The sequence below is a fragment of the Pseudomonas sp. GW822-FHT04C11 genome (genome assembly GCF_058800905.1).
On record NZ_JBXAMS010000001.1, the window covers coordinates 212,413 to 228,270 of the forward strand.

General features: G+C 59.3%; 9 protein-coding genes. 4 read left to right on the forward strand and 5 right to left on the reverse strand.

Annotated features, from left to right (window positions below):
* Window positions 1–42 precede the first annotated feature (42 nt).
* Together AC1RJ3_RS00985 and AC1RJ3_RS00990 are read left to right on the forward strand one after the other, a co-directional pair.
* Window positions 43–402, forward strand: coding sequence for a hypothetical protein (locus AC1RJ3_RS00985; protein WP_493077018.1), 360 nt, complete (start codon window positions 43–45; stop codon window positions 400–402).
* A 246-nt stretch (window positions 403–648) separates the two neighbouring features.
* Window positions 649–1,485, forward strand: a complete 837-nt coding sequence (locus tag AC1RJ3_RS00990; RefSeq protein ID WP_054595295.1) for a 23S rRNA (adenine(2030)-N(6))-methyltransferase RlmJ — start codon at window positions 649–651, stop codon at window positions 1,483–1,485.
* A gap of 152 nt (window positions 1,486–1,637) precedes the next feature.
* Here AC1RJ3_RS00990 and msrA read toward each other — a convergent pair whose 3' ends face one another.
* From msrA to aceE, 5 genes are all read right to left on the reverse strand, one after another.
* Window positions 1,638–2,285 carry a peptide-methionine (S)-S-oxide reductase MsrA gene (gene msrA, locus AC1RJ3_RS00995; RefSeq protein WP_054595296.1) on the reverse strand — a complete coding sequence of 216 codons (648 nt, stop codon included), beginning with the start codon at window positions 2,283–2,285 and terminating at the stop codon, window positions 1,638–1,640.
* Window positions 2,286–2,362: 77 nt separating this feature from the next.
* Window positions 2,363–5,056: a sensor domain-containing phosphodiesterase gene (locus tag AC1RJ3_RS01000; RefSeq protein WP_054595297.1), complete on the reverse strand. Its 2,694-nt coding sequence runs from the start codon at window positions 5,054–5,056 to the stop codon at window positions 2,363–2,365.
* Between the two features lie 234 nt (window positions 5,057–5,290).
* Window positions 5,291–6,685: an alkaline phosphatase D family protein gene (locus AC1RJ3_RS01005; protein WP_347928711.1), complete on the reverse strand. Its 1,395-nt coding sequence runs from the start codon at window positions 6,683–6,685 to the stop codon at window positions 5,291–5,293.
* Between the two features lie 337 nt (window positions 6,686–7,022).
* A complete protein-coding gene (gene aceF / locus AC1RJ3_RS01010) occupies window positions 7,023–8,657 on the reverse strand; it encodes a dihydrolipoyllysine-residue acetyltransferase (protein WP_347928712.1) in 1,635 nt (544 codons plus the stop codon).
* Between the two features lie 11 nt (window positions 8,658–8,668).
* Window positions 8,669–11,314, reverse strand: coding sequence for a pyruvate dehydrogenase (acetyl-transferring), homodimeric type (gene aceE, locus AC1RJ3_RS01015; RefSeq protein WP_054595300.1), 2,646 nt, complete (start codon window positions 11,312–11,314; stop codon window positions 8,669–8,671).
* Between the two features lie 382 nt (window positions 11,315–11,696).
* On the opposite strand from aceE, the gene glnE reads away from it, so the two are divergent.
* Window positions 11,697–14,636 carry a bifunctional [glutamate--ammonia ligase]-adenylyl-L-tyrosine phosphorylase/[glutamate--ammonia-ligase] adenylyltransferase gene (gene glnE, locus AC1RJ3_RS01020; protein WP_347928713.1) on the forward strand — a complete coding sequence of 980 codons (2,940 nt, stop codon included), beginning with the start codon at window positions 11,697–11,699 and terminating at the stop codon, window positions 14,634–14,636.
* Between the two features lie 187 nt (window positions 14,637–14,823).
* Window positions 14,824–15,858 carry a lipopolysaccharide heptosyltransferase II gene (gene waaF, locus AC1RJ3_RS01025; protein ID WP_347928714.1) on the forward strand — a complete coding sequence of 345 codons (1,035 nt, stop codon included), beginning with the start codon at window positions 14,824–14,826 and terminating at the stop codon, window positions 15,856–15,858.

Consider the following 15,858-nt stretch of genomic DNA (forward strand, 5'->3'; position numbering starts at 1 on the left):
ACCCCGAAACGGAGGCGAAATTTCTTATACGGACTTTGATTAATGAAAGATGCCTACAATATCTGGGATATACGTAGTTTGCTTTTCGTATTTGATATGGAAAACACACGTGATGTGGCGAGGGAGGAGATTATCGTTTCGAAGGATGTGAACGATGAGCAAGAGCTTGCTGAGCTTTTTGATATTTTAATGCGGCCAGAATTTCTTATTTATAGCGAGAATGAACGACAGTTGCTAATTGATACTTTGGTATATTTTTTAGGCATAAACGATGATTTTGATGGGGTATTTTCAAAGATTGATACTTATTTTGATGAGGATGTTAAGGATCAGCGTCAGTTCATGCGGGTCCTCTTGGAGTGTTTGATGCGTTATCAATCGCAAGCAACACAAGAAAAATAACCGCTGGTTAATATTGATCGTTCCCACGCTCCTGCGTGGGAATGCAGCCCGTGACGCTCTGCGTCACATCGGAGCCAGGCTTGATACCGACCATTGCGGCTGGAACGCTGAGCGTCCCTTGAGGCATTCCCACGCGGAGCGTTGGAATGATCATCAGGCGATCATGGTTTGTCTGCCCGCTCGGCTGCGAACCCCTGACGCTGGGCGCGGTACAAGGTAAACTTCGCCTCCTTCGCAGGAGCAGCCATGAATTATCGTCACGCCTTCCACGCCGGCAATCACGCCGATGTGTTCAAACACCTGACCTTGACCCGCCTCATCGCCTTGATGTCGCGCAAGGAGCAGCCGTTTGCCTATCTCGACACCCACGCCGGCATTGGTCTGTATGACCTGCAGGGCGATCAGGCGAGCCGTACCGGTGAATACCTGGAAGGCATCGCACGCTTGTGGGGCGAGCAGGATCTGCCGCCGCTGACCGCCGATTACATGCGCGTCTTGCATGAGATGAACCCGGATGGCGAGTTGCGCTACTACCCTGGCTCGCCTGAGCTGGCGCGGCGTTTGACCCGTCCGCAGGACCGGGTATTGCTCAACGAGAAACACCCGGAAGACGGACTGTTGCTCAAGGACAACATGAAAGGCGATCGCCGGGTCAAAGTGCACTTGGGCGAAGGCTGGCACGTGCCACGGGCTTTGTTGCCGGTGCCAGAGAAGCGTGGGTTGATGTTGATTGATCCGCCGTTCGAGAAGCTCGACGAGATGCAGCGTTGTGCCGCGTCGCTGAAAGAGGCGATTGGCCGGATGCGTCAAACCGTGGCGGCGATCTGGTACCCGGTGAAGGACCAGCGCATGTTGCGTCGGTTCTACCAGGACCTGGCGGGCACCGGTGCGCCGAAGTTGTTGCGCGTGGAGTTGTTGGTGCATCCGCTGGATACGCCAAACAGCCTGAACGGTTCCGGGCTGGCGATTGCCAATCCGCCGTGGGGGCTGGAGGAAGAGTTGCGCGAGTTGCTGCCGTGGCTGTCGAAGAAACTCGGTCAGACCCAGGGCGGGTGGCAGATGGATTGGTTGATCGCGGAGTAATGTGTGGCGAGGGAGCTTGCTCCCGCTCGGCTGCGAAGCAGTCGTAAAATCGGTATATAGGTTCTATCTGAAAGAACGTTGTCACTGATTTCAGGGCCGCTTCGCGCCCCAGCGGGAGCAAGCTCCCTCGCCACAGGTACTGCGTTCACCCATCAAATCGGGCAGGTCACGCCCGTGCCGCCAATCCCGCAATACCCTTCCGGGTTCTTCGCCAGGTATTGCTGGTGATAGGCCTCGGCGTAGTAAAACGTCGGGGCTTCTTCGATTTCAGTGGTGATGGTGCCGAGGCCGGCCTTGGTCAGTTCAGCCTGGAACACTTCCTTGCTGGCCTTGGCCGCTGCCAGTTGGCTTGGGTTGGTGGCGTAGATCACCGAGCGGTACTGGGTGCCGATGTCGTTGCCTTGGCGCATACCCTGCGTCGGGTTGTGCAGTTCCCAGAACATCGCCAGCAATTGTTCGTAGCTGACCTTTTCCGGCTCGTAGACCACGAGCACGACTTCGCTGTGGCCCGTCAGGCCCGAGCAGACTTCTTCGTAGGTCGGGTTCGGTGTGAAGCCACCGGCGTAACCCACCGACGTGCTGTACACACCTTCGCGCTGCCAGAAGCGCCGCTCGGCGCCCCAGAAGCAACCCAGGCCGAAGATCGCGAAATCCACGTTGCCCGGGAACGGGCCCAGCAGTGGATGGCCGTTGACGAAGTGTTCGTCCGGCACTTTTATCGGAGTTTCGCGGCCAGGCAGAGCTTGTTCTTTAGTTGGGAGCACGTTTTTGTTCACCAGAATTTCCGAGCGCAGAACCATGATCAGTCCTCTCAGTCAGGTTGGGATGAGCGATATACGCAATAAGACCCACAGTGTGCCCGAGTGTTACAGCGCTGTCAGGCGATTGGGCCACGCGGATAGCGTTTCAGCTTCTCGATCAGCTCGGCGCCCGGAATCGGCCGGTCGAACAGGTAACCCTGGCCGACATCGCAACGGTGGCGACGGAGGAACGCCAGTTGTTCGGCGGTTTCGATGCCTTCGGCGACCACTTTGAGCTTGAGATTATGGGCCATGGCGATCACGGCCGAGGTGATTTCCATGTCGTCCTGGTTGTCCGGGATTTCATGGATGAAGCTGCGATCGATCTTGATGATGTCGATCGGGAATTTTTTCAGGTAGCTGAGCGATGAGTAACCGGTGCCGAAGTCGTCCATGGCCAGGGTCAGGCCCAGACGCTTGAGTTGGTCGAGCTGCAAGTGCGTATCTTCGGTGGCCTCCAGCAGCAGGCCTTCGGTCAGTTCCAGCTCCAGCAAGCGCGCGGGCAGCTGTTCTTCCTTGAGGATGTTGGCAATCGACGACACCAGGTCCGGGTCAGAGAACTGCTTGGGTGACAGGTTGATCGCTACCTGCAAATTGCCCAGTCCGGCGGCGGTCAGCTCTTTGCTCATGCGACACGCCTGACGGGCAATCCATTTGCCGATGGGAATGATCAGACCGGTTTCTTCGGCGACGCTGATGAACTGATCCGGGCGGATCATGCCCTTTTCCGGATGGTTCCAGCGCAGCAACGCTTCCATCCCCAGCAAGCGCCCGGAGCGCAGGCACAGCTTGGGCTGGTAGAACACGTCCAGCTCGTTCTGGGTCAGGGCGCGACGCAGGTTGTTTTCCACAAACAGCTTGTAGCTGGCCTCGGCGTTCAGCGCTTCGGTAAACACCTGAACCTGATGTTTGCCGTTGGCCTTGGCCTTGTGCAGCGCGAGCCCCGCGTTACGCATCAGGGTTTGCGGATCGCGGCCGTGCAGCGGTGCGCAAGCTAGCCCCACGGAACCCGTGACGCTGATCAACTGGTTGTCGACGAACATCGGTTTATCCAGCGTCATCAACAATTGGCTGGCGATCTGCTGGCCGGCTTTAAGGCTGGTGTCGTCGAGCAGCACCGCGAACTCGTTACTGGCGAAACGCGCCAGGCTGCCGCTCGGGCTCAAGCTGTTGCGCAGCCGCCGGGCCAGGCTGATCAACAGTTTGTCGCCGGTCTGGTGGCCGAGGCTGTCATTGATCCGCTTGAAGTTGTCGATGTCCACCAGCAGCAGGCAGATCGGGCTATCGCTGTCGCGGGCGAAACGCTCGTCGAGGTTGCGGATGAACGCCGGACGGTTGCCCAGGTTGGTCAGGTTGTCGGTGTAGGCCAGGCGCTCGATACGTTGCTGGGCGAGCTTGGTCTGGGTGATGTCTTCGTAGATGCCGATGTAGTGGGTCAGTTCACGGTTGTCGCCGTAGACCTTGGAGATCGACAACTGGCCCCAGTAGGGTTCGAGGTTTTTGCGCCGGCTCTTGAACTCGCCCTGCCAGCTGTTGCTCTTGGCCAGGCTTGAGGGCGCGTCGAACAGCAATTCGCTGAGGTTCTCCAGCGCCGGCAGTTCCGACAGCCGATGGCCGTGGACTTCTTCGGTGCTGTACTGGGTGATCGCCGTGAAGCTCGGGTTGACGTACTCGACCACACCGTCGCAATTGACCAGCAAAAAGGCGTTGGCACTTTGCTCGACCGCGCGCTGGAACAGGTGCAGAGCGCTGGTGGCAGTGCGGCGGTTGTGGTTGTTGATGACCTGGGCGAATTGGTCGGCCAGCTCGCCGGCAAAGGCGATTTCGTCCGACTGCCAGGCGCGGGTCATGCCGGTTTGCTCCAGGCACAGCACGCCGACTACCTGACCATCGACACGGATGCTGGCGTCGAGCATGGCATTGATGTCACGCGGGCGCAGGCTCTCGGCCATGCTTCGGGTGCGCGGGTCGCGCATGGCATTGTGGGCGTCGATTGCGCGGCTGGTGTGCAAGGCTTCCAGGTAATCCGGGAAGTTGCTGGCGTCAATCACGTCCGGTAACCAGTGCTCTTGAGAGTCGCGGTGGTAGGCGGAAATCGGCACCAGCTTCTGGCCTTCGAGGTTCCACAGGCTCGCGCAGTCGATTTCATAGATGTCGCAGGCGCTACGGGTGATCAGTTCGGCGGCTTCTTGCAAGGAGTTGCCGGTGCTGTAGCGCTGGCGGGCGAGCAGCAGGATCAGGTCTTGCTGGGCGCGAACGCGATCCAGGTGCAGCAGTTGTTCCTGCTGGGCGCGCTGGTTCAGTTCCAGGGCAATCTGCAGGCGCGAGTTCTGGGTTTCCAGGTCCAGCGCCGGTAGCAGCGGATCATCGGTAAACAAACCGTCGACCACCAGCAGATAGCCGCGTAGCAGGTGGCGATTGTGTTGTTTATAGGCTTCGCCCAATTCAAGCAGGCTGAGGGAGCCTTGGGCGGTGTGCAGCGTGTAGCGGACCAGGTAATGCGGGCTTGCGGTCAATTGCTGCTGGATCGCATCGTGCAACTGATAGCGCGCTTCGGGCTCCATCAGGCTCGCATAGGGTGAGCCGACCAGAGCGCACAGCTCGACAGCGGGCAAACCGAACTGGCGTTCGCAGTTTGGGTCAAGGAACAGCAGCGCCCAGCTTGGTTCATTCAGCCGTTCGAAACGCAGCATGCCGAGCCGCGAGGGCACGGGCAACTGCGTCACTACCTCGGCCACCATACGGCTGGCGGCATCGGGATGGCTTTTCATGGAAGAAACTCGCTTCGAAAATGCTGATCGCGCCGGGCTCGCGCCCTCTTTACTGTTGCCTGCGGCAAGGTTGCATCATGCTGCACTGACTGACAAGTAAGGATGAAGGCTAAGTGCTATAAGACTGTATCGGCGAGGGCGGGGTTTTCTCCAGCCGGGGGCTGAAAGTAATGTGGTAGTGCGAAAAGATCGCCGCCTTGGGGGAGCTGCCGAAGGCTGCGATATTTTCCAGGCTTAACGCAATTTAATGTTTGTCGATTGCAGAGGGTTGCCCTCCCGGTCGTGATAACCGACGCGAATCTGCTGTGCGTCGACCACCAGGTGCGCAAAGTTATCCTGGCTGACCACGTTACTGGTCAGTTGGTGGTGATAGTCGCCCGCGGCAGTCCGCACCAGTGGCTGGTCGAGTACGAAGGTCGAGGCTTTGGCGTAGGGCAGCAGTGCGCTGTTGCACAGAGGCGACGAGACGATGGTGTGAACCTCGAAGTCCGGGTCTTCGCTGTGACTCAGGCGGCTGGTGAGCGAACCATGAACATCACCGGAAACGATGATGACGTTCTTGATCTTGTGGGTCCGGATGGTTTCCAGCAGGCGCAGGCGCTGCTCGGGAAAGGCTTGCCAGGCGTCGTCGCCATAGTGCTTGCGGTCGGGGTAGAGCATCACGCTGGTGACCACGAACTTGACCCGTGCCGGGCTGTTGATCAGCCATTTGAACAAGGCTTGTTCCTGCTCCGCATCGAGGATACGTCGGTCATCGGCCGCGAGCGTGCGTCGGGTTCGACTGTCGGTCACGAACCATTCGATATCCCCTTCGGAAAACTGATACCAGTAATGTTTTAGTTTGCGGCTGGGTTGCCCGTTGGGCAGTAACTCATGAACAGGGCTATGACTGGCCTGATATAACTCATACGCGGCCATTGCGTTGGTGTAGAGGAGTTTGTCGTCTGCGCTTTCGTTGGCGGGCCAGTTGTCTTCTATTTCGTGGTCATCGAGGATCATGTAAGTCGCAAGGGATGCCATTACCTTCTTTATATGTGGCTGGGAAAAGGCGGCTCGATACTTGCCGAGTATTTCCGTGTACTCCCGGTCAGGGGCGATTATGTTCAGGTCATCCAGATAAACCTGGTCACCCGTCATCAACAAGGCGCTGATCGGTGGCGATGCTGTTTCAGCCAGGGCGCCGATGGCGGCAAAAATCCGGTCGCCCTTGGCGGGTGCCGACGGCTCGCCCGCTGTCATGCGCAGGTAGCGGCATGAGCCAACGATATAGCCGCGTGCTGCAGTGGTTTTGCTTGAGGCGGTGCGAAAGCGGTAGATCTCTTTCGGCCATTGCAGGAGTAGCTCTTGCACCGTTTCCACGGTGTGTACCGGGCTCATGGTACTGAACCAGCCAGCCTGGTACTCATAGGCGGTATCGGCGTCGAGGTTGTTGAGCGCAATAACGTCGGACAGGTCGCGAAGTGCTGTTAACGCAACAAACTGACCGGTGGGCCAGTGAGTATCATCGGCGCGGCGATAACGTATCCCCGCAAAGGCCGGGGCATTGTTTTCTATATCGCCGCGTAAAAAAATGCGCACATGGTTAGTTGTGGTATGGCCAATAATCGGGCCGACAGTCGGTTTAAACATTTTCGAATCCGTTCGAAATGTAGCGGTGAAAGTTACAGTGTTTTGTGAAAGCAGTCAGTGTGCTTTGTTGGCACTATCCTATTGTTCGTCAGGTGATAAATATTGATAGGTAAGTGGACTTTGGCTGTGGTCTGAATAAGCCACGAAAGTAGTCTCGACTGCTATCGGCGGTAGGAATACATACAACGCGTGATCGAACGTTGACGCATGCTTAAGTGGCGGGTGTTTTTCCGGGCAAAAAAAAGCCCCGCCAAATTGGCGGGGTTGAGGTACGAGCGTGGCGCTCGGAAAACGTGGAGCGCGAGTGGCCCTCCGGTGAAGGAGGGCCGCTCGGTCTTTACAGCAGAATGGTGCGGATGTCGCCCAGCAGGTCGCTCAGACGCTTGGTGAAGCGTGCAGCAGCAGCGCCGTTGATCACACGGTGATCGTAGGACAGCGACAGTGGCAGCATCAGTTTCGGCTGGAAGGCTTTACCGTCCCAGACTGGCTGGATGGTTGCCTTGGAAACACCGAGGATCGCCACTTCCGGCGCGTTGACGATCGGCGTGAAGCCGGTGCCGCCAATGTGCCCGAGGCTGGAAATCGTGAAGCAGGCACCTTGCATCTCGTCTGCCGAGAGCTTCTTGGTCCGGGCTTTTTCAGCCAGGGAAGCGGCTTCGGCAGCCAGTTGCAGCAGGCTCTTCTGGTCGACGTTCTTGATGACCGGTACCAGCAGGCCTTCAGGAGTGTCGACGGCGAAGCCGATGTTCACGTATTTCTTGCGGATGATCGCTTTGCCGCTTGGCGCCAGCGAGCTGTTGAAGTCCGGCAGCTCCTTGAGCAGGTGCGCGCAGGACTTGAGCAGCAGTGGCAGTACGGTCAGCTTGACGCCAGCCTTCTCGGCCACGGCTTTCTGTGCGACACGGAAAGCTTCCAGCTCAGTGATGTCAGCCGAATCGAACTGGGTCACGTGAGGCACGTTCAGCCAGCTGCGGTGCAGGTTGGCGGCGCCAGCCTGCATCAGGCGGGTCATCGGCACTTCTTCGATTTCACCGAAGCGGCTGAAGTCCACGACCGGAATCGGCGGAATACCGGCACCGCCGGTTGCGCCTGCGGCTGGAGCTTCTTTGGCCTTCTGCATCATGGCTTTGACGTAAACCTGCACGTCTTCCTTGAGCACACGACCGTGTGGGCCGCTTGGGCTCACCGCGTTCAGCTCGACGCCGAACTCACGGGCCAGCTGACGAACCGCCGGGCCTGCGTGAACCTTGGCACCGCTTGGCGCTGGAGCTTGCACCGGCGCCGGAGCGGCCTCGGTTTTTGCAGCAGGCGCAGCAGGTGCAGCAGCGGCAGGCGCAGCGGCTTGAGCCGGGGCAGCGGCAGCTGGTGCTGGCGCAGCAGGTGCAGCAGCGCCTGCCACTTTCAGCTTGAGGATAAAGTCGCCAGTGCCGACTTCGTCTTCGAGCTTGACCGCGATGCTTTCCACTACGCCGGCAGCTGGCGAAGGGATTTCCATGCTGGCCTTGTCAGACTCCAGGGTGATCAGCGATTGATCAGCCTCAACGGTGTCGCCAACCTTGACCAGTACTTCGATGATCTTGGCCTTGCCCGACGAGCCGATGTCCGGGACGTGAATGTCCTGAACGGTGGCAGCAGCAGGCGCAGCGGCTGGCGCTGGAGCAGCTTGCGGTGCCGGTGCAGCAGCAGGTGCTGCAGCGGCCGCAGGTGCAGCGGCCGGAGCCGCAGGTGCCGCAGCGGCACCCTCGACTTCCAGTTCCATCAGCTCGTCGCCTTCTTTCAGGCGATCGCCCAGCTTCACTTTCAGGCTCTTGATGACGCCGGCCTTGGGGGCCGGAATCTCCATGCTCGCCTTGTCCGACTCAAGTGTCAGCAGGCTCTGGTCAGCTTCGATGCGATCACCGACCTTGACCAGCAATTCAATTACTTCACCTTCACCGCTGCCGATGTCAGGTACGCGAATGAGTTCGCTCACAGAGTCTCTCCTCAGCAGTCCAGTGGGTTGCGTTTTTCCGGGTTGATACCGAACTTGACGATGGCTTCAGCCACCACCTTAGGTTCGATGTCACCACGGTCAGCCAGCGCTTCAAGGGCTGCCAACACCACGAAATGACGGTCGACTTCGAAGAAATGACGCAGTTTCTTGCGGCTGTCGCTGCGGCCGAAACCGTCGGTGCCCAGCACTTTGAATTCCTTGGACGGAACCCACTGACGGATCTGCTCGGCGAACAGCTTCATGTAGTCGGTCGACGCGATGACCGGACCTTTACGGCCGATCAGGCAGTCTTCAACGTAGCTGCGCTTAGGCTTCTGGCCAGGGTGCAGGCGATTGGTGCGCTCTACGGCCAGGCCATCACGACGCAGTTCGTTGAAGCTGGTAACGCTCCACACGTCAGCGCCGACGTTGAACTCTTCACGCAGAATCTTCGCCGCTTCACGAACTTCACGCAGGATGGTGCCGGAGCCCATCAGCTGAACGTGGTGCGCCGCTTCGCGGTTGTCTTCTTCGAGCAGGTACATGCCCTTGATGATGCCTTCTTCCACGCCGGCCGGCATGGCTGGCTGCTGGTAGGACTCGTTCATCACGGTGATGTAGTAGAAAACGTCCTGCTGCTCTTCGGTCATCTTCTTCATGCCGTCCTGGATGATCACCGCCAGCTCGTAGCCGTAGGTTGGATCAAAGGTGCGGCAGTTCGGGATGGTAGCGGCCAGAATGTGGCTGTGACCGTCTTCGTGTTGCAGGCCTTCGCCGTTCAGCGTGGTCCGGCCGGCGGTGCCGCCGATCAGGAAACCGCGGGTACGGCTGTCGCCAGCGGCCCAGGCCAGGTCGCCGATACGCTGGAAGCCGAACATCGAGTAGAAGATGTAGAACGGCAGCATTGGCTGGTTATGGCTGGAGTACGAAGTACCGGCAGCGATGAAGGAGCTCATGGCGCCCGCTTCGTTGATGCCTTCTTCGAGGATCTGGCCCTTCTTGTCTTCCTTGTAGAACATCACCTGGTCTTTATCGACTGGCTCGTAGAGCTGGCCGACGGACGAGTAGATGCCCAACTGACGGAACATGCCTTCCATACCGAAGGTACGGGCTTCGTCCGGGATAATCGGGACGATGCGCGGGCCGATGTCCTTGTCCTTGACCAGCTGCGCGAGGATCCGCACGAAGGCCATGGTGGTGGAAATTTCACGGTCGCCCGAGCCGTCGAGGATCGCCTTGAGGGTATCGAGCGATGGTGTCGGCACGCTGAAGCTCTGCGCGCGGCGCTGTGGCACGAAACCGCCCAGTGCAGTGCGGCGCTCGCTCAGGTAGCGGGCTTCGGCGCTGTTTGGCTCCGGTTTGAAGAATGGCAGGTTTTCCAGTTCTTCGTCTTTGACCGGAATGTCGAAGCGGTCACGGAACAACTTCAGGCTGTCGACATCGACTTTCTTGGTGTTGTGCGCGGTGTTTTTCGCTTCGCCGGCACCGGTGCCATAACCTTTGATGGTCTTGGCCAGGATGACGGTCGGTTGTTCTTTGTGGTTGACCGCTTCGTGGTACGCCGCGTAGACCTTGTACGGGTCGTGGCCGCCACGGTTGAGCTTCCAGATCTCGTCGTCGGACAGATCGGCAACCATCGCCTTGAGTTCTGGCGAGTTGAAGAAGTGTTCACGCACGAACGCGCCGTCTTTGGCTTTGTAGTTCTGGTACTCGCCGTCGATGACTTCGTCCATCCGGCGTTGCAGGATACCGTCGACGTCTTTGGCCAGCAGTGGGTCCCAGAAACGGCCCCAGATGACCTTGGTCACGTTCCACTGGGCACCGCGGAACACGCCTTCGAGTTCCTGGATGATCTTGCCGTTGCCGCGAACCGGGCCGTCGAGGCGCTGCAGGTTGCAGTTGATGACGAAGATCAGGTTGTCGAGCTTCTCGCGGCCAGCCAGCGAGATCGCACCCAGGGATTCCGGCTCGTCGCACTCGCCGTCGCCCAGGAAGCACCAGACTTTTTGCTTGCCTTCAGGGATGAAGCCGCGGGCTTCCAGGTACTTCATGAAGCGTGCCTGGTAGATCGCCTGGATCGGGCCCAGACCCATCGATACCGTCGGGAACTGCCAGAAATCAGGCATCAGCCAAGGGTGCGGGTAGGACGACAGACCGTTGCCATCGACTTCCTGGCGGAAGTTGTTCATCTGGTCTTCGGTGATGCGGCCTTCCATGAATGCACGGGCGTAAACGCCTGGCGAGGTGTGGCCCTGGAAGTAGATCAGGTCGCCGCCGTGTTCGTCGGTCGGGGCCTGGAAGAAATAGTTGAAGCCAATGTCGTACAGGGTTGCGCTGGAGGCGAAGCTGGAGATGTGACCGCCCAGGTCAGAATCTTTCAGGTTCGTACGCATCACCATGGCCATCGCGTTCCAGCGTACCAGCGAGCGAATGCGGCGTTCCATGAACAGGTCGCCAGGCATGCGTGCTTCGTGGGTAACGGGAATGGTGTTGCGGTATGGCGTGGTGATGGCGTAAGGCAATTGCGAACCGCTACGGGTTGCGAGTTCGCCCATACGGGTCATCAGATAGTGAGCACGGTCTTCGCCTTCTTTGTCGAGAACCGATTCCAGGGCGTCCAGCCATTCCTGGGTTTCGACGGGATCGAGGTCTTGCATGGCTTGCTCCAGGGCGGAAAGGCTTCCAGAATCGGTTGCCTGAGTTAGCGACTGGCCTTGTGGGCAGACGTTATAAATTCTTGGAATGCCGGAGGTTGATTCGGCGGCGTGTAGTTTTACTACAAATCGTCGGCCATTTCAGCCTTTCGAATGTATATACGAGTAGTAAAACTACAGAAGACGGGCGTGTGGCCTCCTGCTGCGTTGTGAGAATAATCGTTACTGTTGGTCTTTAGCTAACCGAGATAGGTGGAAGTTTGATGCTGGCTGCCAAAAAAACCGAAATTTCAGCTATTTCTAACTTTTGTTCGACAGTCCTTTGCGTAGTGCATTTCATGAATTCACTACAGACAGCCCTTTCTACGCCGATCAAGGATAGACCATGAGCCTTCCTTCGCTTGCCGAACTGCCGGCCATTCTTCTTCCGCTTGCCAGCCGCGCCGAGCAGTCGTTCCGTGCCGCTGTTGCCCTGTTTGACGATGATCATGGCCTGTCGACCTGGTCGCCAGAACGCTGGACAGCGTTTGCCCGAGTGACAGCGGCCAGCGATTTCGTCATTGAACAGAGCCTGCGTGACCCTTTGATGTTGCTTGAGCTTGTGCGGTCCGGCGAACTCGACCGAAGTTTCGCCTCCGGTGAATTGTGCGCACAGATCGCCGCTGCGGTGCAGACGGCCACCACCGACGATGAGTTGGGTCGCGTATTACGCCGGCAGCGCAACCGTCAGCAAGTGCGGATTATCTGGCGCGACCTGACCCGCCAGGCCGATCTGATCCAGACCTGCCGTGACCTCTCGGACATGGCCGATGCGAGCATCGATCAGGCTTATCAATGGTTGTATCAGCGCCATTGCCAGCAGTTCGGTACACCCACCGGGCGGCGCAGCGGTGAACCGCAGCAAATGGTCATTCTCGGAATGGGCAAGCTTGGCGCAGTGGAGCTCAACCTGTCGTCGGACATCGATTTGATTTTCGCCTACCCCGAAGGCGGCGAGACGGTCGGCGTAAAGCGTCCATTGGATAACCAGGAATTTTTCATTCGTCTGGGCCAGCGGTTGATCAAGGCGCTGGACCCGATGACTGTCGACGGTTTTGTCTTCCGTGTCGACATGCGCTTGCGGCCGTACGGTTCATCCGGCGCGCTGGTGCTCAGCTTCAATGCGTTGGAGCAGTACTACCAGGACCAGGGGCGCGACTGGGAGCGTTACGCAATGATCAAGGCGCGGGTGGTGGCCGGTGATCAGGCGGCGGGCGCGCAATTACTCGACATGCTGCGGCCATTCGTTTACCGGCGATATCTGGATTTCTCGGCCATCGAAGCGCTGCGCACCATGAAGCAGCTGATTCAGCAGGAAGTCCGGCGCAAAGGCATGGCCGACAACATCAAGCTCGGCTCTGGCGGCATTCGCGAGGTTGAATTTATCGCGCAGGCCTTTCAGCTGATTCACGGGGGGCGCGACCTGAGTTTGCAGCAGCGTCCTCTATTAAAAGTACTCAGCACGCTGGAAGGGCAAGGTTACCTGCCGCCGGCGGTGATCAGCGAGCTGCGCGAAGGTTACGAATTCCTGCGCTACACCGAGCATGCGATCCAGGCGATTGCCGACCGGCAGACGCAAATGCTCCCGCATGATGAGCGAGATCAGGCGCGCATTGCCTTTATGTTGGGTTTTGCCAATTGGACAGCGTTCCATGAACAACTGATGTACTGGCGCGGCCGGGTCGACTGGCATTTCCGTCAAGTGATCGCTGACCCGGATGAAGAGGACGGCGAGGAGAGCGAAGTGGTGGTCGGCGGTGAGTGGTTGCCGCTCTGGGAGGAAGCCCAGGATGAAGAGGCCGCTTGCCGTCAGTTGGAAGAGGGTGGTTTTGTCGATGCGCCCAAGGCCCTGAAAACGCTCGCCAGCCTGCGCAGCAGTCCGCAATTGCGGGCGATGCAACGTCTGGGGCGCGAACGGCTCGATGCCTTTATTCCGCGTTTGCTGGCGCAAGCGGTTGAACACGCCAGCCCGGACCTGGTGCTGGAACGCGTGTTGCCGTTGGTTGAAGCGGTGGCTCGGCGCTCGGCTTATCTGGTGCTGCTCACCGAGAACCCTGGTGCGCTACGGCGGCTGATGACCTTGTGCGCGGCCAGCCCGTGGATTGCCGAACAGATCACCCGTTTTCCGTTGTTGCTCGACGAACTGCTCAACGAGGGGCGGCTGTTCAAGCCACCGTTGGCGCCGGAGCTGGCCGCCGAATTGCGCGAGCGGCTGACGCGGATTCCCGAGGATGATCTCGAACAACAGATGGAAGCCTTGCGGCACTTCAAGCTGGCGCACCGCCTGCGGGTGGCGGCCTCGGAAATCGCCGGCAGCCTGCCGCTGATGAAAGTCAGCGACTACCTGACCTGGCTCGCCGAAGCCATTCTGGAGCAAGTGCTGGCCCTGGCCTGGCGTCAAACGGTCGCCAAGTACGGCTCGCCGCAGCGTTCCGACGGAACCTTGTGCGACCCGGGGTTCGTCATTGTCGGTTACGGCAAGGTCGGCGGTCTGGAGTTGGGGCATGGTTCGGACCTCGACCTGGTGTTCATCCACGATGGTGATCCGCAAGCAGAAACCGACGGTGCGAAACCGATCGACGGCGCGCAGTTCTTCACCCGGCTGGGGCAGCGGATCATCCATTTGCTGACCACCCAGACCAACTCCGGCCAGTTGTACGAAGTTGATATGCGCCTGCGCCCTTCTGGCGCGTCGGGGCTGTTGGTCAGTTCGTTGGGGGCGTTCGAGCGCTATCAGGAAAACGAAGCCTGGACCTGGGAGCATCAGGCGCTGGTGCGGGCGCGGGTGCTGGTCGGCAGTCAGGATGTCGGCCAGGCCTTCGAGAAAGTCCGGGCGAAGGTTCTGGCCCGGGCACGCGACTTACCCAAGCTGCGCCAGGAAGTCAGTGAGATGCGCGCCAAGATGCGCGACAACCTGGGAAGCAAGGGCACCGCTGCCGGGACCGCACCAAACGCCTTCGAAGCCACTGCGCCGTTCGACCTCAAGCAGGACGCCGGTGGTATCGTCGATATTGAATTTATGGTGCAATACGCCGCGTTGGCGTGGTCTGACACGCACCCTTCGCTGCTCCGCTATACGGATAACATCCGCATCCTGGAAGGTCTGGAGGAAGTCGGGTTGATGCCCGCCGAAGACGCCAGCCTGCTGCGTGAGGCCTATAAAACCTACCGCGCGGCGGCCCACCGCCAGGCCCTGCAGAATGAGGCCGGGGTGATTGCGGGGGACCAGTTTGTGGCCGAGCGACGCGAAGTGTTGCGGATCTGGCGCGAGCTGGGGTTAAGCTGAACTCGAAGTCATGGACGAAACAACTCTTGATGTGGGAGCGAGCATGTTCGCGATAGCACAATGACAGTCGACATCAATGTTGAATGTGATGACCCTATCGTCGGAACGCCGCTGGGAGCAAGCCTGCTCCCACAGTAATTATCGAGGCGGGGAGGCTTATGCCTCCCTTATTCGTTTGTGGATAACTATGAAAATTCTGATCGTTGGGCCCAGTTGGGTCGGTGACATGGTGATGGCGCAGACACTCTTCCAGTGCCTGAAACAGCGTCATCCTCAGTGCGAAATCGACGTGCTGGCCCCCGAGTGGAGTCGGCCGATCCTTGAGCGGATGCCCGAAGTGCGTCAGGCCTTGAGCTTTCCGCTCGGCCACGGCGTGCTGGAGCTGGCAACGCGGCGGCGGATCGGCAAGTCCCTGGCCGGCCAGTACGATCAGGCGATTTTGCTGCCCAATTCGCTGAAATCGGCACTGGTGCCGTTCTTTGCCGGCATCCCGAAACGCACCGGTTGGCGTGGCGAGTTTCGTTACGGCCTGCTCAACGATGTGCGTACCCTCGATAAAGAGCGTTACCCGCTGATGATCGAGCGCTTCATGGCGCTCGCCTATGAGCCGGGCGCCGAGTTGCCCAAGCCGTATCCGCGCCCGAGCCTGCAAATCGACCCGGGCAGCCGCGACGCTGCGCTGGCCAAGTTCGATCTGGCCCTTGATCGTCCGGTGCTGGCGCTGTGCCCGGGTGCCGAATTCGGTGAATCCAAGCGCTGGCCGTCGGAGCACTACGCCAAGGTCGCCGAGGCGAAAATCCGCGAGGGCTGGCAAGTCTGGCTGTTCGGTTCGAAGAACGATCACGCGGTTGGCGAAGACATTCGCTCGCGACTGATTCCGGGCCTGCGTGAAGAGTCGGTGAACCTCAGTGGCGCCACTTCGCTGGCCGAGGCCATCGACTTGCTGTCTTGCGCCGATTCAGTGGTGTCCAACGACTCCGGCCTGATGCACGTCGCAGCAGCGCTGAACCGCCCGCTGGTAGCGGTCTATGGCTCGACGTCGCCGGGCTTCACGCCGCCGCTGGCCGAGAAGGTCGAGATCGTTCGCCTGGGTATCGAGTGCAGCCCGTGTTTCGATCGTACCTGCCGTTTCGGTCATTACAACTGCTTGCGCCAGCTCACGCCGCAACCGGTGAACGAAGCGTTAGAACGCCTGCAAGGCGCTCCGGTCGAGGTCCGTTAA

Bases quoted from the DNA above. Each gene is read 5' to 3' on its own strand.
- AC1RJ3_RS00985 (WP_493077018.1), top strand. From the start codon at position 43: ATGAAAGATGCCTACAATATCTGGGATATACGTAGTTTGCTTTTCGTA.
- AC1RJ3_RS00990 (WP_054595295.1), top strand. From the start codon at position 649: ATGAATTATCGTCACGCCTTCCACGCCGGCAATCACGCCGATGTGTTC.
- msrA (WP_054595296.1), bottom strand. From the start codon at position 2,285: ATGGTTCTGCGCTCGGAAATTCTGGTGAACAAAAACGTGCTCCCAACT.
- AC1RJ3_RS01000 (WP_054595297.1), bottom strand. From the start codon at position 5,056: ATGAAAAGCCATCCCGATGCCGCCAGCCGTATGGTGGCCGAGGTAGTG.
- AC1RJ3_RS01005 (WP_347928711.1), bottom strand. From the start codon at position 6,685: ATGTTTAAACCGACTGTCGGCCCGATTATTGGCCATACCACAACTAAC.
- aceE (WP_054595300.1), bottom strand. From the start codon at position 11,314: ATGCAAGACCTCGATCCCGTCGAAACCCAGGAATGGCTGGACGCCCTG.
- glnE (WP_347928713.1), top strand. From the start codon at position 11,697: ATGAGCCTTCCTTCGCTTGCCGAACTGCCGGCCATTCTTCTTCCGCTT.
- waaF (WP_347928714.1), top strand. From the start codon at position 14,824: ATGAAAATTCTGATCGTTGGGCCCAGTTGGGTCGGTGACATGGTGATG.